The 22,456-nt window shown below is 72.6% G+C and carries 20 protein-coding genes and 1 pseudogene; 15 read left to right on the forward strand and 6 right to left on the reverse strand.

All coding sequences use genetic code 11. The features are described 5' to 3' along the window. Positions 1–87: 87 nt before the first annotated feature. Together ABC138_RS11595 and ABC138_RS11600 are read right to left on the reverse strand one after the other, a co-directional pair. Entirely contained in the window at positions 88–771 is a 684-nt protein-coding gene (locus tag ABC138_RS11595; RefSeq protein WP_345913760.1) for a response regulator transcription factor, read from the reverse strand. Then, the gene (locus ABC138_RS11600; protein ID WP_345913761.1) at positions 759–1,961 is read right to left on the reverse strand and encodes a histidine kinase; all 1,203 of its coding nucleotides are present in this window, start codon (positions 1,959–1,961) and stop codon (positions 759–761) included. Before ABC138_RS11600 ends, ABC138_RS11595 begins: the two co-directional genes overlap by 13 nt. Before the next feature lie 145 nt (positions 1,962–2,106). Here ABC138_RS11600 and ABC138_RS11605 point away from each other — a divergent pair, with 145 nt between their 5' ends. Both ABC138_RS11605 and ABC138_RS11610 read left to right on the forward strand, forming a co-directional pair. Further along, positions 2,107–3,003 (forward strand): ATP-binding cassette domain-containing protein, encoded by an 897-nt coding sequence (locus tag ABC138_RS11605; RefSeq protein ID WP_068421164.1) that lies wholly within the window; start codon positions 2,107–2,109, stop codon positions 3,001–3,003. Continuing rightward, entirely contained in the window at positions 3,000–3,785 is a 786-nt protein-coding gene (locus ABC138_RS11610; protein WP_068421166.1) for an ABC transporter permease, read from the forward strand. The genes ABC138_RS11605 and ABC138_RS11610 overlap by 4 nt, the downstream gene beginning before the upstream one ends. On the opposite strand, the gene ABC138_RS11615 is transcribed toward ABC138_RS11610, so the two are convergent. Further along, complete coding sequence (locus ABC138_RS11615; RefSeq protein ID WP_345913762.1) at positions 3,766–5,343, reverse strand: FMN-binding glutamate synthase family protein; 1,578 nt, start codon at positions 5,341–5,343, stop codon at positions 3,766–3,768. The two genes, ABC138_RS11610 and ABC138_RS11615, sit on opposite strands and share 20 nt — an antisense overlap. A 47-nt stretch (positions 5,344–5,390) precedes the next feature. Between ABC138_RS11615 and ABC138_RS11620 the strand changes: the two genes are divergently transcribed. From ABC138_RS11620 to ABC138_RS11640, 5 genes are all read left to right on the forward strand, one after another. Then, positions 5,391–6,647, forward strand: a complete 1,257-nt coding sequence (locus ABC138_RS11620; RefSeq protein ID WP_345913763.1) for a lipase family protein — start codon at positions 5,391–5,393, stop codon at positions 6,645–6,647. 77 nt (positions 6,648–6,724) lie between these two features. Beyond that, a complete protein-coding gene (gene efp / locus ABC138_RS11625; RefSeq protein WP_068323581.1) occupies positions 6,725–7,285 on the forward strand; it encodes an elongation factor P in 561 nt (186 codons plus the stop codon). Next, positions 7,286–7,699, forward strand: a complete 414-nt coding sequence (gene nusB / locus ABC138_RS11630) for a transcription antitermination factor NusB (RefSeq protein ID WP_068323582.1) — start codon at positions 7,286–7,288, stop codon at positions 7,697–7,699. An 8-nt stretch (positions 7,700–7,707) separates the two neighbouring features. Next, entirely contained in the window at positions 7,708–8,895 is a 1,188-nt protein-coding gene (locus ABC138_RS11635) for an AI-2E family transporter (RefSeq protein WP_068421173.1), read from the forward strand. Beyond that, positions 8,892–9,554 (forward strand): NUDIX hydrolase, encoded by a 663-nt coding sequence (locus ABC138_RS11640; RefSeq protein ID WP_345913764.1) that lies wholly within the window; start codon positions 8,892–8,894, stop codon positions 9,552–9,554. The genes ABC138_RS11635 and ABC138_RS11640 overlap by 4 nt, the downstream gene beginning before the upstream one ends. Before the next feature lie 12 nt (positions 9,555–9,566). On the opposite strand, the gene ABC138_RS11645 is transcribed toward ABC138_RS11640, so the two are convergent. The 3 genes and pseudogenes from ABC138_RS11645 to ABC138_RS11655 form a co-directional block, all read right to left on the reverse strand. Next, positions 9,567–10,415 carry a MetQ/NlpA family ABC transporter substrate-binding protein gene (locus ABC138_RS11645; RefSeq protein WP_068323584.1) on the reverse strand — a complete coding sequence of 283 codons (849 nt, stop codon included), beginning with the start codon at positions 10,413–10,415 and terminating at the stop codon, positions 9,567–9,569. A 54-nt stretch (positions 10,416–10,469) separates the two neighbouring features. Further along, on the reverse strand, positions 10,470–11,165 hold the full coding sequence (locus ABC138_RS11650) for a methionine ABC transporter permease (RefSeq protein ID WP_068323585.1): 696 nt from the start codon (positions 11,163–11,165) through the stop codon (positions 10,470–10,472). Beyond that, a pseudogene (locus tag ABC138_RS11655) lies at positions 11,162–12,144 on the reverse strand (methionine ABC transporter ATP-binding protein). Before ABC138_RS11655 ends, ABC138_RS11650 begins: the two are co-directional and overlap by 4 nt. Positions 12,145–12,352: 208 nt before the next feature. On the opposite strand from ABC138_RS11655, the gene pyrR reads away from it, so the two are divergent. The 8 genes from pyrR to pyrF are packed head-to-tail and all read left to right on the forward strand — an operon-like array spanning position 12,353 to position 22,431. Then, positions 12,353–12,934 (forward strand): bifunctional pyr operon transcriptional regulator/uracil phosphoribosyltransferase PyrR, encoded by a 582-nt coding sequence (gene pyrR / locus ABC138_RS11660; protein ID WP_068323589.1) that lies wholly within the window; start codon positions 12,353–12,355, stop codon positions 12,932–12,934. Next, positions 12,931–13,905, forward strand: a complete 975-nt coding sequence (locus ABC138_RS11665) for an aspartate carbamoyltransferase catalytic subunit (protein WP_068323591.1) — start codon at positions 12,931–12,933, stop codon at positions 13,903–13,905. The genes pyrR and ABC138_RS11665 overlap by 4 nt, the downstream gene beginning before the upstream one ends. Beyond that, positions 13,902–15,203, forward strand: a complete 1,302-nt coding sequence (locus ABC138_RS11670; protein ID WP_345913765.1) for a dihydroorotase — start codon at positions 13,902–13,904, stop codon at positions 15,201–15,203. The genes ABC138_RS11665 and ABC138_RS11670 overlap by 4 nt, the downstream gene beginning before the upstream one ends. Next, positions 15,200–16,363, forward strand: a complete 1,164-nt coding sequence (gene carA, locus ABC138_RS11675; protein ID WP_068323596.1) for a glutamine-hydrolyzing carbamoyl-phosphate synthase small subunit — start codon at positions 15,200–15,202, stop codon at positions 16,361–16,363. The genes ABC138_RS11670 and carA overlap by 4 nt, the downstream gene beginning before the upstream one ends. After that, complete coding sequence (carB, locus tag ABC138_RS11680; RefSeq protein ID WP_345913766.1) at positions 16,363–19,665, forward strand: carbamoyl-phosphate synthase large subunit; 3,303 nt, start codon at positions 16,363–16,365, stop codon at positions 19,663–19,665. Before carA ends, carB begins: the two co-directional genes overlap by 1 nt. Beyond that, a complete protein-coding gene (locus ABC138_RS11685) occupies positions 19,662–20,561 on the forward strand; it encodes a dihydroorotate dehydrogenase electron transfer subunit (RefSeq protein WP_338538019.1) in 900 nt (299 codons plus the stop codon). The genes carB and ABC138_RS11685 overlap by 4 nt, the downstream gene beginning before the upstream one ends. Further along, on the forward strand, positions 20,558–21,559 hold the full coding sequence (locus tag ABC138_RS11690; RefSeq protein WP_345913767.1) for a dihydroorotate dehydrogenase: 1,002 nt from the start codon (positions 20,558–20,560) through the stop codon (positions 21,557–21,559). The genes ABC138_RS11685 and ABC138_RS11690 overlap by 4 nt, the downstream gene beginning before the upstream one ends. Continuing rightward, positions 21,556–22,431 carry an orotidine-5'-phosphate decarboxylase gene (gene pyrF / locus ABC138_RS11695; RefSeq protein WP_068323600.1) on the forward strand — a complete coding sequence of 292 codons (876 nt, stop codon included), beginning with the start codon at positions 21,556–21,558 and terminating at the stop codon, positions 22,429–22,431. The genes ABC138_RS11690 and pyrF overlap by 4 nt, the downstream gene beginning before the upstream one ends. The last annotated feature ends 25 nt before the right edge of the window (positions 22,432–22,456 follow it).

Here is a 22,456-nt window from a genome sequence, read left to right on the forward strand (position 1 = left end):
CGCCCCTCCTCGTGTCACCAACCTCATGCCCCGCAACACCTAGGGCAATGCGCGCTCAGGTCTGCATTGCCCTAGGGGAATGCAGGGTCAGGGGGCGTCGAGGTCGGCCTCGTGCACGGTGATCGCGACCTGGACCCGGTTGTCGGCGTCGAGCTTGTCGAGGATGCGGCCGACGTGGGCCTTGACCGTCGCGACGCTCAGGTAGAGCTGCGCCGAGATCTCCGCGTTGGACAGGCCCGCGCCGACGGCGCGGGCGACGTCGAGCTCCCGCTCGGTGAGCAGCGCCAGGCGGGACCGGGCCGTGTCACGCGACGCGTCGGCCCCGCGTCGGGAGGCCCCGCGCACGGACTCCAGGACCCGGGACGTGACGCTCGGGGAGAGGATCGACTGCCCGGCCGCGACGAGCCGCACGGCTTCGACGATCCGGTCCGGCGGGGTGTCCTTGAGCAGGAATCCGTCCGCCCCGTGCTGCAGCGCGCGCATGACGTCGTCGTCGGCGTCGAAGGTCGTGAGGACGATGACCTTGCTCGGCGCCCCGCTGCGGACGAGCTCCTCGGTGGCCGACAACCCGTCCAGGCGCGGCATGCGGATGTCCATGAGCACGACGTCGGGCGCGTGCTCGGCGATGACCGACAGCCCCTGCCGGCCGTCCCCGGCCTGGGCGACGACGGTGATCTCCGGCGCCCCGCCGAGGATCATCGACAGCGCGGTGCGGACCATGGCGTCGTCGTCGACGAGGACGACGGAGATGGGCGGGCTCACGCCGGCCACGGTAGCGAGGCCACGAGTCGGTGCATCCCGTCGGGGTGCCAGCCGTGCGCCAGCTCACCGCCGGCCAGCTCGACGCGCTCGGCGAGCCCGAGGAGACCCAGCCCGGAGGCTGGTGCCGGCGCCTGGTGGCCGACGGCGCGGGGGTTGGCGACCTCGACCCGCAGCGTGCCGCCGGCGCGGCCGCCGAGCGTGACCGCCACGGCCGCCCCGGGCGCGTGCTTGCGGGCATTGGTCAGGCCCTCCTGCACGACCCGGTAGACCGTGCGTCCGGTCGTCTCGGGCACGGCCGTCGGGTCGATGCCGCCGTCGTCGAACGCCGCCCGGGTTCCCCCGGCACAGGCCTCCTCGAGCAGCTCCGGCACGTCGGCGAGGGTGCTCTGCGGGCGAAGGGGGAGGGACACGTCCTCGTCGCGCAGGACCCCGAGGACCTCGCGCAGGTCGGTCAGCGCGGCGCGGGCGTTGGTGTCGATCGCGGCGATCGCCTCGCGCCGCTCCGCCTCGGGCAGGTCCTCGCGGTAGGTGAGCAGCCCGGAGTGCATCGTGATGAGGGAGATGCGGTGGGTGAGGACGTCGTGCATCTCGCGGGCGATGCGCGAGCGCTCTGCCGTCTGCGCCCGGGAGACGCGCGCGCTCTGCTCCGACTCCGCGGAGCGGGCCCGCTCGACCCACGAGGCCACGAGTGCCCGGCGCGACCCGATGGCGTACCCGACCGCCACGGTGACGACGATGACGAGCAGGGTGACGAGGGCCTCCACCCAGAGCGGCAGCGCCTTGGGGTCGGGGTAGACGACCCGGGTCGCGAGGAGGCTCGCGAGCACGGTGAACCCGGCGAGCGGGAGGATCTCGCGCCAGCGCCGGCGGGTCGCGAGCGAGACGAGCACGACGGTCTGCGCTCCCGCGGCGACCATCGACACGCCGGCGAGCACCGTCGTCGCGGTGGTCACCGGGACCGGCCACCGACGGCGCAGCAGGAGCAGAGCCGCGGCGAGGAGACCGAGGAGCGGGTCGACGACGACGAACCACAGGCCCCTCAGCACGCTCGGCTCAAGACCGCTGTCCGAGAAGATCATCGCGGCCGTGACGAGCCACAGCAGCCCGCCCAGGAGCAGCGCGACGACGACCCGCCACGTGGTGTCCCACCACGTGAGCCGGTCCGGGACGCGCTCCTCGCGCTGGGCTGTGGCTGTCACGGAGCCACCGTAGGCGCAGCCCGACCCCGACGACATCAGCCCCAGGGAGGGGGCCGCACGCCGGCGCCCCCCTACCTGAGGAGGGGGAGCCGTCGAGACCCGCGGGCGATGTCCCCTTCGCCCCCGCCGTCGCATCGTGGGAGCCATGATCACGCTCACCCACCTCACCAAGCGCTACGGCGGTTTCGCCGCCGTCGACGACATCTCCTTCACCGCCCACCCCGGTAGCGTCACCGGGTTCCTCGGCCCCAACGGCGCGGGCAAGTCCACCGCGATGCGGATGGTCACCGGCCTCACGCCGCCGACCTCCGGCGAGGCGCTCGTCCTCGGCCGGCGCTACGCCGACCTGCCCAACCCCGGCCGCCACGTCGGCGTCATGCTCGACGCCTCGGCCCAGCACCCCGGCCGCACTGGACGAGAGGTGCTCACCCTGGCCGCCCGCTCGATCGGCGTCGGGCCGACCGCCGTCGAGCACGGGCTCGCCACCGTCGGTCTCACCGACCAGGAGGCCGGTCGACGGGTGCGCAACTACTCGCTCGGCATGCGCCAGCGCCTCGGCCTGGCCGCTGCGCTCATCGGCGACCCCGAGGTGCTCGTCCTCGACGAGCCGGCCAACGGGCTCGACCCCCAGGGCATCCACTGGATGCGGGGGCTGCTGCGCGGCTTCGCCGACCGCGGCGGCACCGTGCTGCTCTCCTCGCACCTGCTCTCCGAGGTGCAGGTCGTCGCCGACGAGCTCGTCATCATCGGCCACGGGCGCATCGTCGCCCAGGGCAGCGTCGAGCAGCTCCTGCAGCAGCAGGGCACGCGCGTGCGCTCCACCGACGACGCGGCCCTGGCCGCAGCGCTGACCACCGCGGGCATCGAGGTCACCGCCAGCCCCGCCGGCCTGCTGGCGGCGACGAGCAGCGAGGCGGTCGGTCGCATCGCGCTCGACGCCCGCATCGTCCTCACCGACCTCGCCAGCGGCTCCGCCGGTGGCCTCGAGGAGCTCTTCCTCGCCCTGACCGCCGCACAGTCCCGAGAGGGGATGGCCGCATGAGCGCCGCCACCGCACCCACCGCACCCACCACGTCCGAGTCCGCGCCGGTCGACGTCTCCGGCGACCGGATCCCCTTCGCCCGGCTCGTCGGCCTCGAGCTGCGCAAGATGGTCGACACCCGCGCCGGCACGTGGATGCTCGTCGTCATGGCGGGGATGAGCTTCCTCGTCGCTGCCGGCCTCGTCGTCTGGGGCGAGGGGAGCGGCACGGCCTTCCCGACCTTCTTGGGCCTGATCGTCATGCCGACGATGCTCCTGCTGCCGATCGTGGGCATCATGTCGGCGACCCAGGAGTGGGCCCACCGCACCGGGCTGGTGACCTTCGCCCTCGTGCCACGGCGCGGTCGGGTGCTCGCTGCGAAGGTCGCCGGGGCGCTGGTGCTCTGCCTCGTGCTGCTCGCCGCCGCCGGCGCCGCGGCCGTCCTCGGCACGCTCCTCGCGGGCGGGGAGCTCACCCTGACCGGCATCTCGCTGGTCGGCATCGTCCTCGCCGGCCTCGTCTACACCCTCCAGGGCGTCGCCTTCGGCGCAGCCTTCCTCAACACCCCGGTCGCCATCGTCACCAGCCTCGTGCTGCCGACGGTGTGGACGGTCCTCACCGCGACGATCGGCTGGATGGGCGATGTCGCCCGCTGGCTCGACCTCAACCTCGTCGCCGCGCCTCTCACCGAGGGCAGCATGACCGGCGAGAGCTGGGCGCAGCTGGCGACCGCCACCGCCGTCTGGGTCGGGATCCCGCTGGCGATCGGGACCCACCGGGTCCTCATGCGCGAGGTGAAGTAGTCCGCTCCCTGCTCGTCCCACCACGGGGCGCGGTCCGCGACATGATCTCGATGATCGCGGCCGCGTCCTCGTCGCTGATGGCGCCCCACCCGGGCTCGTAGCCGTAGACCTCGCCGAGCGGGGTGGCCGCGCGGTTGCCGAGGAGCAGCTCCACGTCGTCGACCGTGAGCAGCCCGGGGTGCCAGACGCCGCACGCCTCCGAGACCTTGAGCAGGTCGCGGCGCAGGGTGCGCAGGTAGTTGTTGACGCGCTGCGCCTTGAGCGTCGGGTCCAACCCCCGGACGAGCCACGGGTTCTGCGTGGCGACACCGGTGGGGCAGTGGTCCGTGTGACACCGCTGTGCCTGGATGCAGCCCAGCGCGAGCATCGGCTCACGGGCCACGTGCACCATGTCGCAGCCGAGGGCGAAGGCGACGAGCGCGTTCTCGGGCAGGCCGAGCTTGCCGGACCCGACGAAGGTGACCCGGTCGGTGATGCCCGCGCGGGCGAAGACCGAGTACACCCGGGTGAAGGCCAGCCGGAAGGGCAGCGCCACCGCGTCGCTGAAGACGAGCGGGGCAGCGCCGGTCCCCCCTTCGCCGCCGTCGATGACGACGAAGTCGACGCCGCGGGAGGAGTCCGCGGCCATCGTGTCCACGAGCTCCTGCCAGAACCCCATGTCGCCCACCGCGGACTTGATGCCCACGGGCAGCCCGGTCTCGTCGGCGACGCGCTCGACGAAGTCGAGGAGGGAGTCGACGTCGTCGAACTCGGTGTGCCGGGAGGGACTGGCGCAGTCGTGCCCCTGCGCGATACCGCGGGTCTGCGCGATCTCGTCGGAGATCTTGGCCGCGGGCAGCATGCCACCCAGCCCCGGCTTGGCCCCCTGGCTGAGCTTGACCTCGATGGCCTTGACCGGCGCGGACGCCACGACCTCCTTGAGCCGCTCGAGGTCGAAGCGGCCCTCCTCGTCCCGGCACCCGAAGTAGGCCGTGCCGATCTGGAAGATCAGGTCCCCGCCCTGCCGGTGGTGCGGCGAGAGCGACCCCTCGCCGGTGCAGTGCAGCGCGCCGGCGAGGCGGGCGCCCTCGTTGAGGGCCCGGACGGCCGGACCGGACAGCGAGCCGAAGCTCATGCCGGAGATGTTGACGACCGAGTTGGGCCGGAACGCGTGCCGGCGGCCACGCGGTCCCCCGAGGACCTTGGCGCTCGGCAGGACCACGGAGTCCGCGGAGTGCACCGCCGTGGGCGCGGCGACGTCGGAGAAGGTGCGGTGCTTGAGGATCGGGTAGCCCTCCACCGTCTCCACGTCGTTGTCCGTGCCGAAGCCGACGTAGTTGTTCTCCATCTTGGACGAGGCGTAGACCCAGGCCCGCTGGTCCCGGCTGAAGGGCCGCTCCTCGTCGTTGCTCGTGACGATGTACTGCCGCAGCTCGGGTCCGATGCGCTCGAGCAGGTAGCGGGCGTTGGCGACGACCGGGAAGTTGCGCTTCAGGGAGTGCTGCTTCTGCAGCAGGTCCCGGGCAGCGAGCCCGGCGGTGCCGGCGAGCACGGTGGCGAGGGCGACCTTCGACTTCATGCTCGCCATCCTGCCTCTCCCGGGGGGTGGATGCGAGGATGCCCCGCATGACGACCTCGTGGGGCGCCGGCCGGCGTCGATGGCTGCTCGTGGCAGCGGCCGTCGTCGTGGTCCTCCTCGCAGCCCTCGTCCTGTGGCGCGCCGGCGACGACGACGTGCCGGGGGCGCCGCAGGGCCCGGCGGGGGCGGCGTTCTACACGACGAGCGCGGAGCAGCTGTCCGCAGGGCGCCACGGCAGCCTCATCTGGTCCCGCCGGGTCGTCGACGGCCCGACGATCGGCGGGACGACGCACCTGGTCATGTACCGCTCGACGGACGCGAAGGGGGAGCCCGTCGCCGTGTCCGGGGTGGTGTCCGTGCCGGCCGGGGAGCCCCCGCAGGGCGGCTGGCCGGTCATCAGCTGGGGCCACGGCACGACCGGCATGGCCGACGAGTGCGCCCCCTCCCGCTCCCTGGTGGACCAGCAGACCGGCGTCTACACCGCGGCCATGGACCGGGCCACCGCGGACCTCGTCGGGGACGGCTACGCCGTCGCGCGCACCGACTACGAGGGGCTGGGCACGCCGGGGCCGCACCCGTACCTCATGGGGCAGTCGGCCGGGGCGGCCATGACCGACATCGTCCTGGCCGCGCACGAGCTCTCCCCGGACCTCTCCCCGCGCTGGGTCGCCATGGGGCACTCGCAGGGCGCCCAGGCGGCACTCTTCACGAGCCGCTTCACCACCGGGTACTCACCCGGGCTCGACCTGGCCGGGATCGTCGCCCTGGCGCCGCCGAGCCAGCTCGGCGTCGTCGTCGAGATGGCCGACGGCGGTCGGCCCGCGGGGACGACGGCGCAGGAGCGGGCCGCCGCGGCAGATGCGGGCTCGGGGTTCCTCGGTCCGCTCATCGTCTCCGCCGCCCGCGTCGCCGGCGTGCCGGAGGAGGACGTGGTGAGCCCCGCGGGCCGCAGGCTGCTGCCGCAGCTGGAGGAGCGCTGCATCGCCGAGCTCTTCCGGCAGGACTCCTTCGGCGGCATGGACCTGCCGACCTTCCTGCGGGACGACGCCGACCTCTCCCGCATCCGCCGGGTCGTCGGCGCCAACGACGCGGCGGAGCTGCACCCGCAGGTGCCGGTCCTCGTCGTCCACGGCACGAAGGACACCACGGTGCCGCCGCTGCTCAGCGACCGCCTGGCGGAGCAGTACGAGGCGCAGGGCGCGGACCTGACGTACGAGCGCGTGCGGGGGGCCGACCACATCTCGGTGCTCGAGGAGGCCGCCGCCGACGTGAGCGCGTGGGTGTCCGAGGCGTTCGACGGTTAGGATGCTGGGCGGCCCGCGCGCGCCCTCGGCGCAGCGGTGGGAGACCAGACCGAGACGACGCGAAGGCGAGCACACCCGTGGCAACGACGAATGACCTCAAGAACGGCATGGTCCTCAACATCGACGGCCAGCTCTGGAGCGTCGTGGAGTTCCAGCACGTCAAGCCCGGCAAGGGCCCGGCCTTCGTGCGCACCAAGCTGAAGAACGTCACGAGCGGCAAGACCGTCGACAAGACCTTCAACGCCGGCACCAAGGTCGAGACGTCCAACGTCGACAAGCGCACGATGCAGTACCTGTACAACGACGGCACCGACTTCGTCTTCATGGACCCCGACACCTACGACCAGATCCCGGTCGCGCCGGAGGTCGTCGGTGACGCCGCCAAGTACATGCTGGAGAACCAGGAGGCGGTCATCGCCCGCCACGACGGCAGCGTCCTGTACGTCGAGCTGCCCGCCTCGGTCGTCCTCGAGATCACCTACACCGAGCCGGGCCTCCAGGGCGACCGCTCGACCGGTGGCACCAAGCCGGCCACCCTCGAGACCGGCGCCGAGATCGCCGTCCCGCTCTTCCTCGAGCAGGGCACCAAGGTCAAGGTCGACACCCGCGACGGCTCCTACCTCGGTCGAGTGAGCTGAGTGGGGGCACGCACCAAGGCGCGTCGGCGTGCCGTCGACCTGCTCTTCGAGGCCGAGTCCCGGGGCCTGAACGCGAGTGACCTCGCGAGCGAGCGGGCGTCGAAGCCGGTCACGCCGGCGCCGCTCAACCCGTACACGATCACCGCTGTCCAGGGCGTCGTGGCGCACTGGAACGACATCAACGACGCCCTGACCACGTACAGCCAGGGCTGGACCCTCGACCGCATGCCCGACGTCGACCGCGCCATCCTGCGGCTCGGCGCCTGGGAGATCCTCTTCAGCGAGGACGTCCCCGACCAGGTCGCCGTGAGCGAGGCCGTCGTCCTGGCGACCGAGCTCAGCACGGACGAGTCGCCGAAGTTCATCAACGGGCTGCTGGCGCGCATCGTCGAGGTCAAGCCCACCCTCGTCTGAGGAGACACATGAGCAGCGAGACCACCGTCGAGCACCGCCCCGAGCCCGTGGACCGCGGCGTCGTCATCGGACGGGGGCTGACCGCGCTCGCCCGGTGGTCGTGGCGCCTGGTCCTCCTGGCGGCCGGAGCGGTCGTGGTCTGGTGGGTCCTCGGCAAGCTCTGGGTCGGGGTCTTCCCCGTGCTCCTCGCGCTCATCGTCGCCACGGTCCTGTGGCCGCCGACCCGCTGGCTGCGGGCGAAGGGGGTGCCCTCCGCGCTCGCCGCGGCGCTGGTCATCGTCGGCTCGCTCCTCGTCTTCTTCGGGGTCCTCGGCGCGATCGCGCCCTCGCTCGTCTCGCAGTCGGGTGACCTCGCCGACCAGGCGGCCAAGGGCCTGGGCGACCTGCAGGAGCTCGCGGCCAAGCCGCCCTTCAACGTCGACAGCGCGACGATCGACGACGCGGTCGGCAAGGCGACGACCTGGCTGCAGGAGCGGAGCGGCCAGATCGCGAGCGGTGCCCTGGCCGGTGCCTCGGCCGTCGGCTCCGGCCTCGTCACCCTCGTCCTCGTCCTCGTGCTCGTCTTCTTCTTCATCAAGGACGGGCCGGCGTTCCTCCCCTTCGTCCGTCGGGTCGCCGGTGAGCGCGCCGGTGGTCACCTCACCGAGGTGGCGACGCGGTCGTGGAACACCCTGGGTGGCTTCATCCGCACCCAGGCGCTCGTCTCCGCCGTCGACGCGGTCCTCATCGGCACCGGTCTGGCGCTGCTCGGCGTGCCGCTCGCCTTCGCCCTGGCGATCCTCACCTTCTTCGGTGGCTTCGTGCCGATCGTCGGTGCCTTCGCCGTCGGCGTCCTGTCCGTCCTCGTCGCCCTCGTCGCCCAGGGCCCCACGACGGCGCTGCTCGTGCTCGCGCTGATCATCGCGGTGCAGCAGATCGAGGGCAATGTCCTCCAGCCCTTCCTCCAGGGCCGCTCGATGCAGCTGCACGCCGGCGTGATCCTCCTGGCGGTCGCGGTGGGCAGCACGCTCTTCGGCATCGTCGGTGCCTTCCTCGCAGTGCCGGTGGCCGCCGTCGCGGCGGTCGTCCTGCGGTACATCAGCGAGCAGGTCGACCTGCGCGCCGGCATCGTCAGCGCGGACGAGGTCGTCACCGAGTCGGCCGAGGGCGGGGAGGTCGCCGACGAGGTCGAGGACGAGGCCCCGGTCAGATCGTGACGCCTGTCGTCGCCCGCCCGGCCGTGAGCGTCATCCCGCTGCGTGACGGGCCGGACGGCCTCGAGGTCTTCGTCCAGCACCGCGCGACGACGATGGACTTCGCGGCCGGTGTGGTCGTCTTCCCCGGCGGCCGGTGCGACCCGGCCGACGAGGCGAGGGGAGCGGACATCGCCCTGTCCGCCGCGACCCTCGCCGAGCACGTGCGCCGGTGGCATCAGGTCCCCGTCGACGCCCCCGTCCACGTCGACCCGAGCGTGTCCGCGCGCACCCTGCTCGCCACCGGGCTGCGGGAGCTCGCCGAGGAGACCGGGCTCCTCGCCGACCCCGAGGCGCTGCTGCCGTGGGACCGCTGGGTGACCCCCGAGGCCTCGCCCAAGCGCTTCGACGTCGCCTTCTTCGTCCTCCCCGTGCCCGGGCACGCTCCCGACCAGCCGACGCACCTCACGACCGAGGCCACGCACTCCGTGTGGGAGGGCGTCGGCGCCCTCCTCACCGCGGCGACGGAGCAGCGGCTGCGGCTGATGACCCCGACGAGGGTGCTGCTGCGCGAGCTCGCCGACCTGGGCGACGTCGCGTCGGTGCTCGCCCTGAGGCCGGTCATCACCGGCGTGCGGGACGACCGGCCCGGCAGCCGCCCACGGGCGACCGACCCCTCCTGAGCCGCGCGTCGATCAGAAGGCGGGCAGGACCTCACCGTTCGGCCAGGTCTCCTCGATGTACTTCTTGACCTCGGGGGAGTGGAGGAGCTCGTCGAGCTTCTTCAGCGACGCGTTGTCCTCGTTGGCCTTCTGCACCGCGAGGAAGTTGGCGTACGGGCTGTCCTTGCCCTCCTCGACGAGCAGCGCGTCATCGACCGACAGGTCGGCCTCGATGGCGTAGTTGCCGTTGATGACGGCGGCGTCGAGGTCCTGGAGCGAGCGCGCGAGCTGGGCCGCGTCGGTCTCCTTGAAGGTGAGGTCCTTCGGGTTGTCGGCGACGTCGAGGATGGTCGCGTTGGTCGCGTCCTTGCCGTCCTTGAGGGTGATGACGTCGTTGTCGGCGAGCAGCTGCAGCGCGCGACCCTGGTTGGACGGGTCGTTGTTGATGCCGATCTGGGCGCCGTCCGGCAGGTCCTTGACGTCCTTGACCTTGTCGGAGTACAGGGCGAAGGGCTCGATGTGGATGCCCGTGTAGTGCGCGAACTCGTACCCGCGGTCCTTGACCTGCGCCTCGTAGTAGGGGAGGTGCTGGTAGTAGTTCGCGTCGAGCGTGCCCTCGGAGAGCTGGACGTTGGGCTGGACGTAGTCGTCGAAGGTCTTGATCTCCAGGTCGAGCTTCGCGTCGGGCGCGAGCTCCTTGTCGACGAACTCGAGGATCTTGGCGTGCGGGGTGGGGGACGCGCCGACGGAGATCGTGGTGACGCCGCCGTCGCCGGCCGCGGGGCCCTCGGCATCGTCCTCGACCGCGCCGCAGGCCGCGAGGGCAAGGGCGGAGACGGTGATGACCGCAGCAGCGCGGGTCGCGGAGCGGGTGGTGGGCATGGTGGTTCCTCTCGATGGGTGGCCGGTCGGGCCGGTGGTACGAAGGGGGGGAGATCAGCGGTGGTCGAGGCGGCGGGCGACGAGGTCGCCGACGACCTGGACGATCGTCACGATGACGACGAGGAGGGCGACGCAGACGATCATCACGTCGGACTCGAAGCGGTTGTACCCGTAGGACATCGCGACGGCGCCGAGGCCGCCGCCGCCGATGGCACCGGCCATCGCGGTGTAGCCGATGAGCGCGATGACCGTCGTCGTCAGTCCGGCCACGAGACCGGAGCGCGCCTCCGGGAGCAGCACCTTGCGGGTGATCTCGCGACGCGTGGCGCCCATCATCGCGACGGCCTCGACCTTGCCCGCAGGCACCTCGCGCAGCGAGGTCTCGACGAGCCGGGCGTAGAAGGGGATGGCGCCGACGGTGAGCGGGACGACCGCCGCCTGCCAGCCGATCGAGGTCCCGACGACGAAGCGCGTGAACGGGATGATCGCGATCATCAGGATGAGGAAGGGCAGCGAGCGTCCGACGTTGACGACCGCCCCGAGCGCACGGTGGACGGTGGGGTGGGGCGAGGTGCCGCCGGGCGAGCTCGTGTAGAGCAGCACACCGACGGGGATGCCGAGCAGCGCGGTGAGCACGCCCGCGAGGCCGGTCATCGCCAGCGTCTCCCAGACGGCGGTGGGGACGAGCTGGCGGATGACGTCGTTGTCGAGCCAGCGGCCCTCGGCGGCGACGGTGGTCAGGGCGGTCATGCGGCCACCTCCGGGGACAGGTGGGCGGCCTCGAGGACGCGGACGGCGTCACCGGTGCGCGCCGGCTCGACCTCGAGCTGGATGCGGCCGACGCGGCGGCCGGCGATGGTCTCGAGCGTCGCCGCGGCGACCTCGGCGGGGATGCCGGCCTCGCGCAGCAGCGCCAGGACGGCGTCGACGCTCGTGGTGCCGGAGCGGCTGTCGCCGAGCGCGACCTCGACGTAGCCACCCTCGTGCCCGAGCGGCAGCGGGGGCAGGGGGACGAGGTCGCGGTGGAGCTGGCGGCGCGGGTCGGCCACGACCTCACCGATGGGGCCGGTCTCGACGACGCGGCCGTCGGCCAGGAGGGTCACCGTGTCGCACACCTCGCGGACGACGGAGGGCTCGTGCGTGATGATGACGACGGTGATCCCGAGGTGCTCGCGCAGGTCGCGCAGCAGCCCCAGGATCTGCCGGGTGGTCGCGGCGTCCAGGGCCGAGGTCGGCTCGTCGCACAGCAGGATGTCGGGACGGGTCGCCAGGGCGCGGGCGATGCCGACGCGCTGCTGCTGGCCACCGGAGAGCTGGCCGGGGTGGTTGTCGGCGCGATCGGTGAGCCCGACGAGCTCGAGCAGCTCGGCGACGCGCGCCCGGCGCTCGTCGGCGGACCAGCCGGCGATCTCCAGGGGAGGGCGATGTTGTCGGCGGCCGTGCGCGAGTCGAGCAGGTTGGCGTGCTGGAAGACCATGCCGAAGCGGCGACGCACCGCGCGCAGCTGCTCGCCGGCGAGGGCCGGGATGTCGGTGCCGTCGAGGTCCACCGTCCCCGAGGTCGGCCGCTCGAGCCCGGTGAGGCAGCGGATGAGCGTGGACTTGCCGGCGCCGGAGCGACCGACGATGCCGTGGATCGAGCCGCGCGCGATCGACAGGGTGATGTCGTCGAGTGCGACGACCGGCCCGCGCGCGGAGGGGAACTCCTTGCGCAGGCCGGACAGCTGCAGGAGGGGGGTCTCGGTCACGTCGAAGACAATAGGAAGTTATGTCTGGCATAAGCAAAACGCATGATGAGCCCCCTTCGCCCACGGGGTGGCGTTGCCGGGCGGACGTGGACGGATGTCGGGCGGTCCCGCCGCGGACGGTAGAGTCGGGGCCGATCGACATCCTTTAACCACTGTCCCGTGAGGCAGAGAAGGAGGTCTCGAGACACCCATGTGTCCGGACACGCCCCCAGAGGTCGGCCCCGAGCCGCCAGCCCGTGAGGTGCTCAGCACCTCCGACGTCGCCCGAGCGCTGCGTCGCATCGCCCACGAGGTCGTCGAGCGCAACAAGGGGGCCCAGGACGTCGTCCTGCTCGGCATCCCCAGTCGCGGCGTCGAGCTCGCCCAGCGCCTCGCAGCGCTCATGACGGAGATCGAGGGCGCCTCGGTACCCGTCGGCTCGCTCGACGTGACGATGTACCGCGACGACCTGCGGGGCCGCCCGACCCGCGCGCCGCAGCAGACCACCTTCCCCGCTGCCGGCGTCGACGACCGCATCGTCGTCCTCGTCGACGACGTCCTCTACTCCGGCCGGACCGTGCGCGCCGCCCTGGACGCGCTGTCCGACTACGGCCGCCCGCGGGCGGTGCGCCTGGCCGTCCTCGTCGACCGCGGGCACCGCGAGCTGCCGATCCGCGCCGACCACGTCGGCAAGAACCTCCCCACGTCCCAGGCCGAGCGCGTCACCGTGCGCCTCACCGGGCACGACGGCGTCGAGGACTCCGTGACGATCTCGGGCGGTGACCCCCGATGACCCGCCACCTGCTCTCCGTCGCCGACCTCGGCGACGACGCCCTGCGCGAGGTCCTCGACACCGCGGCCGAGATGCACGAGGTGCAGCATCGCCAGGTCAAGAAGATCCCGACCCTGCGGGGACGCACGATCATCAACCTCTTCTTCGAGGACTCCACCCGCACGCGCAGCTCCTTCGAGATCGCCGGCAAGTGGATGAGCGCCGACACGATCAACATCACCGGCAAGGGGTCTTCGACGTCGAAGGGGGAGTCCCTCCGCGACACCGTGCGCACCATCGCCGCCATGGGGGTGGACGCGATCGTCATGCGGCACCAGGCCTCCGGTGCCGCCCACCAGGTGGCCCGCTGGTTCGACGAGGCCGACGTGCGCACCTCGGTCGTCAACGCCGGCGACGGCACCCATGAGCACCCGACCCAGGCGCTGCTCGACGCCTACACGATCCGTCGGCGCCTCGGCACGCTCGAGGGCAAGCGGGTCGCGATCGTCGGGGACGTCACGCACAGCCGGGTCTTCCGCTCCAACGTCCTGTCCCTGCCGCGCCTCGGTGCGCAGGTCACGGTCGTCGCGCCGCCGACGCTCATGCCGAGCGGGGCCGCGCGCTGGGCGCAGGCCGACGGCTTCACCCTGAGCGACGACCTCGACGAGGTCATCGACTCCGGGGTCGACGCCCTGATGATGCTGCGGGTCCAGCGCGAGCGGATGTCGGGCGGGTTCTTCCCCACGGCCCGCGAGTACACGGTCGGCTACGGCCTGACCCGCGACCGCCTCGCCGCGCTCACCGCCGCCAACCCCGAGGCGGTCATCTGCCACCCCGGCCCGATGAACCGCGGCCTCGAGATCGCCGCCGACGCGGCGGACGCCGCGAGCAGCCTGGTCCTCGACCAGGTCAGCGCCGGTGTCGCCGTGCGGATGAGCGTCCTCTACCACCTGCTGGCCTCCGGCCTGACCGACGAAGGGGGCGCCGCATGAGGGACCTGCTGATCACCGGGGCCTCCCCGCTGGGCGCTGCGGCCACCGACGTGCTCGTGCGCGACGGCGCCGTCGTCGCGCTCGGGGCCGACGCCTCCGCCGACGCGACCCGGCAGGCCGAGCGCCTCGACGCCGACGGGCTGGTCCTGCTGCCCGGTTTCGTCGACCTGCACACCCACCTGCGCGAGCCCGGCCGGGAGGACGCCGAGACCGTCCGCACCGGGTCGGCCGCCGCCGCCGCCGGTGGCTTCACGGCGGTCCTCGCGATGGCCAACACCAGCCCGGTCACCGACACCGCCGAGGCCGCCGAGCGCGTCCTCGACCTCGGGGTCGCCGCCGGGCACTGCGACGTCCGGCCGATCGGTGCCGTGACCAAGGGCCTCGAGGGCGCCGAGCTGGCCGAGCTCGGTCTCATGCACCGCTCCCGGGCCCAGGTCAGGGTCTTCTCCGACGACGGCCGCTGCGTCCACGACGCGCGGGTCATGCGCCGGGCGCTCGAGTACGTGCGGGCCTTCGACGGCGTCATCTCCCAGCACGCCCAGGACCCGGCCCTCGCCGGCCCGGCCGCGTGCTGCCACGAGGGCGAGCTGAGCGGCCGCCTGGGCCTCACCGGCTGGCCGGCCGTCGCCGAGTCGAGCATCATCGCCCGCGACGCCGAGCTGGCGCTGCACACCGGCTCACGCGTGCACGTCGCTCACGTCTCGACCGCCGAGGGCGTCGAGGCCGTGCGCTGGGCCAAGCGTCGCGGGGCCCGCGTGACCGCGGAGGTGACCCCGCACCACCTCGTGCTCACGACCGACCTGCTGAGCGGCTACGACCCGGTGTACAAGGTCAACCCGCCGCTGCGCCCCGCCGAGGACGTCGAGGCGCTGCGCGAGGCCCTGGCCGACGGCACGATCGACGCCGTCGCGACCGACCACGCCCCGCACGCCCGCCACGACAAGGAGCACGCCTTCCCGGACGCCGCCTTCGGCATGCTCGGGCTCGAGACGGCCTTCTCCGTCGTGCACGACGTGATGGTCGGCTCCGGTCGCACCGACCTCGCGACGCTCGCCGAGCGGATGTCCCACGCCCCGGCCCGCATCGCCGGGCTCACCGACCACGGACGGGCGATCGAGGTCGGCTCCCCGGCCAACCTCGTCCTCGTCGACCCGAGCGAGCGGGTCACCGTCGACCCGGCCACCTCGCTCTCCCTGTCCCGCAACACCCCCTTCGCCGGGCACACCCTCACCGGGCGGGTCCGCACGACGATCCTGCGCGGCCGCGTCACGGCCACCGATGGAGAGGTCATCAGTTGAGTCACCACACCACCACCCCCGCGGTCCTCGTCCTCGAGGACGGTCGGACCTTCGCCGGCACGGCTTACGGCGCCGTCGGTGCCACCGTCGGTGAGGCGGTCTTCTCCACCGGCATGACCGGCTACCAGGAGACCCTCACCGACCCCAGCTACCGCGGCCAGGTCGTCGTCATGACCTCGCCGCACGTGGGCAACACCGGCTGGAACGACGAGGACGACGAGTCCTCCCGCATCCACGTCGCCGGCTACGTCCTGCGCGACCCCGCGATCCGCCCGAGCAGCTGGCGCTCGCGCCGCTCGCTCGAGGAGGAGCTCGCCGCGCAAGGCATCGTCAGCATCGCCGGGATCGACACCCGGGCGCTCACCCGCCACCTGCGCGAGCGGGGCGCCATGCGCGTCGGGATCTTCTCCGGCGAGGCCCTCGCCGACGAGGCGACCCTGCTGGAGCGGGTGCAGGCCGCCCCGGAGATGGCCGGCTCCGCGCTCGCGACCCAGGTGAGCACCACCGAGCCCTACGTCGTGGAGGCGAAGGGGGACAAGCGCTTCACCGTCGCCGCGATCGACCTCGGGATCAAGACCATGACCCCGAAGCGGCTCGCCGAGCGCGGCATCGAGGTCCACGTGCTGCCCGCGACCTCCACCTTCGAGCAGGTCATGGCGGTCGGCCCCGACGGCCTGTTCTTCTCCAACGGCCCCGGCGACCCGGCGACCGCGGGCGACCAGGTGGCCCTGCTCCAGGAGGCACTGCGCGCCGGCCTGCCCTACTTCGGCATCTGCTTCGGCAACCAGCTCTTCGGGCGGGCCCTGGGCTTCGGCACCTACAAGCTCAAGTACGGCCACCGCGGCATCAATCAGCCGGTCTTCGACCGGACGACCAACAAGGTCGAGGTCACCGCCCACAACCACGGCTTCGCCGTGGACGCGCCCCTCGACGAGGTGACGCAGACCCCCTTCGGCGCCGCGGCCGTGAGCCACGTGTGCCTCAACGACGACGTCGTCGAGGGCTTGGAACTACGGAGTGCTGCGGGGCAGCTCTTGGCCTTCTCCGTGCAGTACCACCCGGAGGCGGCGGCCGGCCCGCACGACGCCGCGTACCTCTTCGACCGCTTCGTCGACCTCCTCGAGACCACCACCGCCACCACCAAGGAGACCCAGGCCTGATGCCCAAGCGCGACGACATCACGAGCGTCCTCGTCATCGGCTCCGGGCCGATCGTCATCGGACAGGCCTGCGAGTTCGACTACTCCGGCACCCAGGCCTGCCGCGTGCTGCGGGAGGAGGGCGTGCGGGTCATCCTCGTCAACTCCAACCCGGCGACGATCATGACCGACCCGGAGTTCGCGGACGCGACCTACATCGAGCCGATCACCCCCGAGGTGGTCGAGAAGATCATCGAGCGCGAGCGTCCCGACGCGGTGCTCGCCACCCTCGGCGGCCAGACCGCGCTCAACACGGCGATCTCGCTCCACGAGGCCGGCGTGCTCGAGAAGTACGGTTGCCCGCTCATCGGCGCCAGCGTCGAGGCCATCGAGCTCGGCGAGGACCGCGAGCGCTTCAAGGGCGTCGTGGAGCGCTGCGGCGCCGAGTCGGCCCGCTCGATCATCTGCCACACGATGGAGGAGTGCCTGGCGGCGGCGGAGGACCTCACCTACCCGGTCGTCGTGCGGCCCTCCTTCACCATGGGCGGCCTCGGCTCCGGCTTCGCCTACGACGAGACGGACCTGCGCCGCATCGCCGGCCAGGGCCTGCAGTACAGCCCGACGACCGAGGTGCTCCTCGAGGAGTCGATCCTCGGCTGGAAGGAGTACGAGCTCGAGGTGATGAGGGACAACGTCGACAACGTCGTCGTCGTCTGCTCGATCGAGAACTTCGACCCCGTCGGTGTGCACACGGGTGACTCCATCACCGTGGCGCCCGCGCTCACCCTCACCGACCGCGAGTACCAGAAGATGCGCGACGTGGGCATCGCGGTCATCCGCGAGGTCGGCGTCGAGACCGGTGGCTGCAACATCCAGTTCGCGATCAACCCCGCCGACGGCCGGATGATCGTCATCGAGATGAACCCCCGCGTCTCGCGCTCCTCGGCCCTGGCGTCGAAGGCGACCGGCTTCCCGATCGCCAAGATCGCGGCCAAGATGGCCATCGGCTACACGCTCGACGAGGTGCCCAACGACATCACGCAGGAGACGCCGGCGGCCTTCGAGCCGAGCCTGGACTACGTCGTCGTCAAGGTGCCCCGCTTCGCGTTCGAGAAGTTCCCGGCGGCCGACCCGACCCTCACGACGACGATGAAGTCCGTCGGTGAGGCGATGGCCATCGGGCGCAACTTCACCGAGGCGCTGCAGAAGGCCCTGCGCTCCGCGGAGCGCAAGGGTGCTGCCTTCCACTGGGACGGCGACCAGCCCACGCTCGAGCACGGCCGCGAGCTCCTCGAGGCGGCACGCACGCCCACCGACGGCCGGATCGTGCAGGTGCAGCAGGCGATGCGCGCCGGCGTGTCGGTCGAGGAGGTCTTCGAGGCGACCAAGATCGACCCCTGGTACCTCGACCAGATGGCGCTCATCAACTCGGTCGCCGAGGAGGTGCACGCCGCGGAGGAGCTCAACCCGCAGGTGCTGCGCCTGGCCAAGCGGCACGGGTTCTCCGACGCCCAGATCGCCCGGCTGCGCCGGATGGACGAGGCCGTCGTGCGCGGCGTGCGCCACGCCCTCGGGGTGCGCCCGGTCTACAAGACGGTCGACACCTGCGCGGCGGAGTTCGCGGCCCGCACGCCCTACCACTACAGCTCCTACGACGAGGAGACGGAGGTCGAGCCGCGCGAGCGTCCGGCCGTCATCATCCTCGGGTCGGGGCCCAACCGCATCGGCCAGGGCGTCGAGTTCGACTACTCGTGCGTGCACGCCAGCTTCGCCCTGCGCGACGCCGGCTACGACACCGTGATGGTCAACTGCAACCCCGAGACGGTCTCGACCGACTACGACACGAGCAGCCGCCTGTACTTCGAGCCGCTGACCCTCGAGGACGCCCTCGAGGTCATCCACGCCGAGACCCAGGCCGGCCCCGTCGCGGGCGTCATCGTCCAGCTCGGCGGGCAGACGCCGCTCGGCCTCGCCGGTCAGCTGAAGGCCGCCGGCGTGCCCATCGTCGGGACCTCGCCCGAGGCGATCGACCTCGCCGAGGACCGGGGCCACTTCGGCCGGGTGCTCCACGAGGCCGGGCTCAACGCGCCCAAGCACGGCACCGCCTTCAGCGCGGAGGAGGCCGTGGAGATCGCCGGCGAGATCGGCTACCCGGTCCTGGTGCGCCCGTCCTACGTCCTGGGCGGACGCGGCATGGAGATCGTCTACGACGACGCCACGCTCTCCGAGTACGTCACCCGGGCGGCGATCGCCAGCCCCGAGCACCCGATCCTCGTCGACCGCTTCCTCGACGACGCGATCGAGATCGACGTCGACGCCCTGTACGACGGCACCGAGATGTACCTCGGCGGGATCATGGAGCACATCGAGGAGGCCGGCATCCACTCCGGTGACTCCAGCTGCACCCTCCCGCCGGCGACCCTCGGCACCTCCGAGCTGCAGCGGGTGCGAGAGGCGACCCTCGCCCTCGCCGAAGGCATCGGCGTGCGCGGCCTGATGAACGTCCAGTTCGCCCTCGCGCAGGACGTGCTCTACGTCCTGGAGGCCAACCCGCGGGCCTCGCGCACCGTCCCCTTCGTCGCCAAGGCCACGGGCGTGCCCCTGGCCAAGGCCGCGGCCCGCGTCATGCTCGGCACGAGCATCGCCGAGCTCAAGGACGAGGGCATGCTGCCCCGCCACGCCGACGGTGGCTCGATGCCGGCCCACGCGCCGATGTCGGTCAAGGAGGCCGTGCTGCCCTTCAAGCGCTTCCGGACCAAGGAGGGCGACGTCGTCGACTCGCTGCTCGGTCCCGAGATGCGCTCGACGGGCGAGGTCATGGGGATCGACGACGACTTCGGTGCCGCCTTCGCCAAGAGCCAGCTCGCGTCGCTCTCGAGCGGGCTGCCGACGACCGGCACGGTCTTCGTCTCCGTGGCCAACCGCGACAAGCGCGCGATGATCTTCCCGATCAAGCGCCTCGCCGACCTCGGTTTCACGATCCTCGCGACCCAGGGCACCGCGGACGTCCTGCGCCGCAACGCGATCGAGTGCGAGGTCGTCACCAAGCACTCCGAGCGTCGCGAAGGGGAGGTCAGCGTCGTCGACCGGATCCTCGCCGGCGAGATCGACGTCGTCTTCAACACGCCGTCCGGGCAGCACGCCCGCGCCGACGGCTACGCGATCCGCGCCGCGACGACCGCCATGGACAAGCCGATCGTCACCACGGTCCAGCAGCTCGGCGCGGCCGTGCAGTCGATCGAGTCGCGCATCCACGGCGAGCTGCGGGTCAAGCCCCTGCAGGAGCACGCCCGCGACCTCGACCTCTACGGGGTGGGGCGGTGACGGCTCGCACGATCGCGGCCCGCGAGGGGGCCGGTGTCGTCCAGGTCGACGCCGAGGTCCTGGGCAATGCCGCCGTGGGCGCCTATCGGCACCTGACGCTCGTCACGCCGGGTCTGGCCGAGATCGCGCGGCCGGGGCAGTTCGTGGCGCTGTCCGTCGGTGACGGGACGAGCTCGATGCTGCTGCGCCGCAGCTTCTCCATCCACCGGGTGAGCCCGGCCGGCACCTACGGCGGCACGACCGAGGTGGTCGTGGCGGCGCACGGGCCCGGCACGCAGGCGCTCACCGCGCTCGAGGCGGGGGAGAGCGTGAGCGTCATCGGTCCGCTCGGGCGCGGGTTCCCGCTGCCCTCGCAGCCGGTGCCGTGCATCCTCGTCGGCGGTGGCTACGGCTCCGCGCCGCTCTTCTGGCTGGCCGAGCAGCTGCGCGAGCGCGGTTGCGCCGTCGAGATCGTCCTCGGTGCGGCCTCGGCCGACCGGCTCTTCGGCGTCGTCGAGGCCCGCAGGGTCGCCGACGGCGTCACCGTGACGACCGACGACGGGTCGGCCGGCACGCAGGGCTGGGTCTCGGACGTGCTGCCCGACCTCATCACCCGCACGGGCGCCGGCGTGCTCTACGGCTGCGGGCCCATGGGCATGCTGCGCTCGATGAGCGAGATCGCCGAGGCACACGGGATCGTCGCGCAGGTCGCCGTCGAGGAGGCCATGGCCTGCGGCGTCGGCATCTGCATGACCTGCGTCATGCCCGTGAGCGACGCGCAGGGCAGGACCAAGATGGTCCGCAGCTGCCTCGAGGGCCCGGTCTTCCGAGGCGACCGCGTGCGCTGGGAGGCCTTCGCGGACGGCCTGTGCCGCGTGCCCGCCGACGCGGTCGGCGCGCCGAAGGAGGCCCGATGACACCCCCTTCGTCCACGTCCACGTCCGCGGCGTCCGCGGTGTCCGTGGACATGTCGGTGGACCTGGCCGGGGTGCGCCTGCCCAACCCGATGATGACCGCGAGCGGCTGCGCCGCCAACGGCCGGGAGATGCACCGCTTCATCGACGTGGCGCAGCTGGGCGCCTTCGTCACCAAGTCGGTCAAGGCCCAGCCCGTCTCCGGGCGCGGCACACCGCGCATGGCGGAGACCCCCTCGGGGATGCTCAACTCCATCGGCCTGCAGGGGCCGGGCGTCCAGGCCTTCGTCGAGGAGGACCTCGCCTGGCTGCACTCGATCGGCGCCCGCGTCGTCGTCTCCATCGCCGGGAGCACGGCCTCGGAGTTCGCGGGTGTCGCGCGCGCGGTCGTGCGCAGCCGGTACGCGAGCGCCGTCGCCGCCATCGAGGTCAACATCTCCTGCCCCAACGTCGCCAACCGCGGGCTCGTCTTCGCGTGCGACCCCGCGAGCTCGCACAAGGTGATGACGCTCGTGCGCGAGGAGGTCCCGCGCGGGCTGCCCATGCTCGCCAAGCTCAGCCCCGACGTCACCGACATCGTCGAGATCGCCGACACGGTGCTGCGGGCCGGCGCCCACGGCCTGACGATGATCAACACCACGCTCGGCGTCGCGATCGACGTCGACCGCCTGCGGCCCCACCTCATCGCGGCGACTGGTGGGCTCTCCGGGCCGGCGATCCGCCCGATGGCGGTCCGGGCGGTCTGGCAGGTCGCCGGGGCCATGCGCGCCGGCCGGATCAGGACCGCACCCATCGTCGGGGTCGGGGGGGTGCGGCACGGCCGCGACGCCCTCGAGCTCGTCGCGGCGGGCGCGAGCGCGATCCAGGTCGGGACGGCCGCCTTCAACGACCCGACCGCCCCCGAGCGCGTCGGGCGCGAGCTCGAGCAGCTGCTCGCCGAGCGCGGCTTCGACCGCCTGTCCGACGTCGTCGGGATCGCCCATGAGAGGTTCACGCCATGAGCGCCGACCCGCTGCCCCCCCTGCCCTTCGGCGCTCGGCTGCAGGCCGCGATGGCCGAGTACGGACCGCTGTGCGCCGGCATCGACCCGCACCGGGGCCTCGTCGAGTCGTGGGGCCTGACCTACGACCTCGCCGGCCTCGAGCGCTTCACGATGACCTGCGTCGAGGCCTTCGGGGGAGCGGTGGCCGCGGTCAAGCCGCAGTCCGCCTTCTTCGAGGTCTTCGGGGCGAAGGGGGTGGCCCTCCTCGAGCGGGCCCTCACCGATCTGCGGGACGCCGGCACCCTCACGGTGCTCGACGTCAAGCGCGGCGACATCGGCACGACCGTCGACGCCTACGGCGAGGCCTTCCTCGGCACGGACGCGCCCGCGGCCGCCGACGCGATCACGCTCAGCCCCTACCTGGGGTACGGCTCCCTGCGCCCGGCCATCGACCTCGCGCACCAGACCGGTCGCGGGGTCTTCGTCCTCGCCCTGACCTCCAACCCGGAGGGCGCCCAGGTGCAGCACGCCCGGCTCGCCGACGGCCGCTCCGTCGCCGGCGCCATCGCCGACGACGCCGCGGCGGACAACGCCGGGGCCCGCTCCCGTGGCGAGCTCGGCAGCGTCGGCCTCGTCGTCGGCGCGACCGTGGGGTCCGCCGTCGCGGACCTCGGCGTCGACCTGCCGGCCATGGGCGGACCGATCCTCGCACCCGGTCTCGGGGCGCAGGGCGCCACCGCCGCGGACGTGCGCTCGGTCTTCGCCGGGGCGCTCGGCCAGGTGCTCGCGAGCAGCAGCCGCGACGTGCTCCGGGCGGGGCCGGACGTGTCCTCCCTCCGCGCCCGGGCCCGGGAGGTGGCGACGCAGGTCGCCGACATCACCGCGGCGTGAGAGGGTGACCGGATCGCCGACCCGA

Origin of the sequence: Janibacter sp. LM (assembly GCF_039631275.1) — a bacterium.
Taxonomy (GTDB): Bacteria; Actinomycetota; Actinomycetes; order Actinomycetales; family Dermatophilaceae; genus Janibacter; species Janibacter terrae.

What these genes read in the sequence shown, in the direction of transcription:
- ABC138_RS11650 (WP_068323585.1), bottom strand. Translation starts at nt 11,165, where the DNA reads ATGACCGCCCTGACCACCGTCGCCGCCGAGGGCCGCTGGCTCGACAAC.
- carB (WP_345913766.1), top strand. Translation starts at nt 16,363, where the DNA reads ATGCCCAAGCGCGACGACATCACGAGCGTCCTCGTCATCGGCTCCGGG.
- ABC138_RS11690 (WP_345913767.1), top strand. Translation starts at nt 20,558, where the DNA reads ATGACACCCCCTTCGTCCACGTCCACGTCCGCGGCGTCCGCGGTGTCC.
- ABC138_RS11645 (WP_068323584.1), bottom strand. Translation starts at nt 10,415, where the DNA reads ATGCCCACCACCCGCTCCGCGACCCGCGCTGCTGCGGTCATCACCGTC.
- pyrF (WP_068323600.1), top strand. Translation starts at nt 21,556, where the DNA reads ATGAGCGCCGACCCGCTGCCCCCCCTGCCCTTCGGCGCTCGGCTGCAG.
- pyrR (WP_068323589.1), top strand. Translation starts at nt 12,353, where the DNA reads ATGTGTCCGGACACGCCCCCAGAGGTCGGCCCCGAGCCGCCAGCCCGT.
- ABC138_RS11610 (WP_068421166.1), top strand. Translation starts at nt 3,000, where the DNA reads ATGAGCGCCGCCACCGCACCCACCGCACCCACCACGTCCGAGTCCGCG.
- ABC138_RS11620 (WP_345913763.1), top strand. Translation starts at nt 5,391, where the DNA reads ATGACGACCTCGTGGGGCGCCGGCCGGCGTCGATGGCTGCTCGTGGCA.
- ABC138_RS11665 (WP_068323591.1), top strand. Translation starts at nt 12,931, where the DNA reads ATGACCCGCCACCTGCTCTCCGTCGCCGACCTCGGCGACGACGCCCTG.
- ABC138_RS11635 (WP_068421173.1), top strand. Translation starts at nt 7,708, where the DNA reads ATGAGCAGCGAGACCACCGTCGAGCACCGCCCCGAGCCCGTGGACCGC.
- ABC138_RS11615 (WP_345913762.1), bottom strand. Translation starts at nt 5,343, where the DNA reads ATGAAGTCGAAGGTCGCCCTCGCCACCGTGCTCGCCGGCACCGCCGGG.
- ABC138_RS11670 (WP_345913765.1), top strand. Translation starts at nt 13,902, where the DNA reads ATGAGGGACCTGCTGATCACCGGGGCCTCCCCGCTGGGCGCTGCGGCC.
- ABC138_RS11605 (WP_068421164.1), top strand. Translation starts at nt 2,107, where the DNA reads ATGATCACGCTCACCCACCTCACCAAGCGCTACGGCGGTTTCGCCGCC.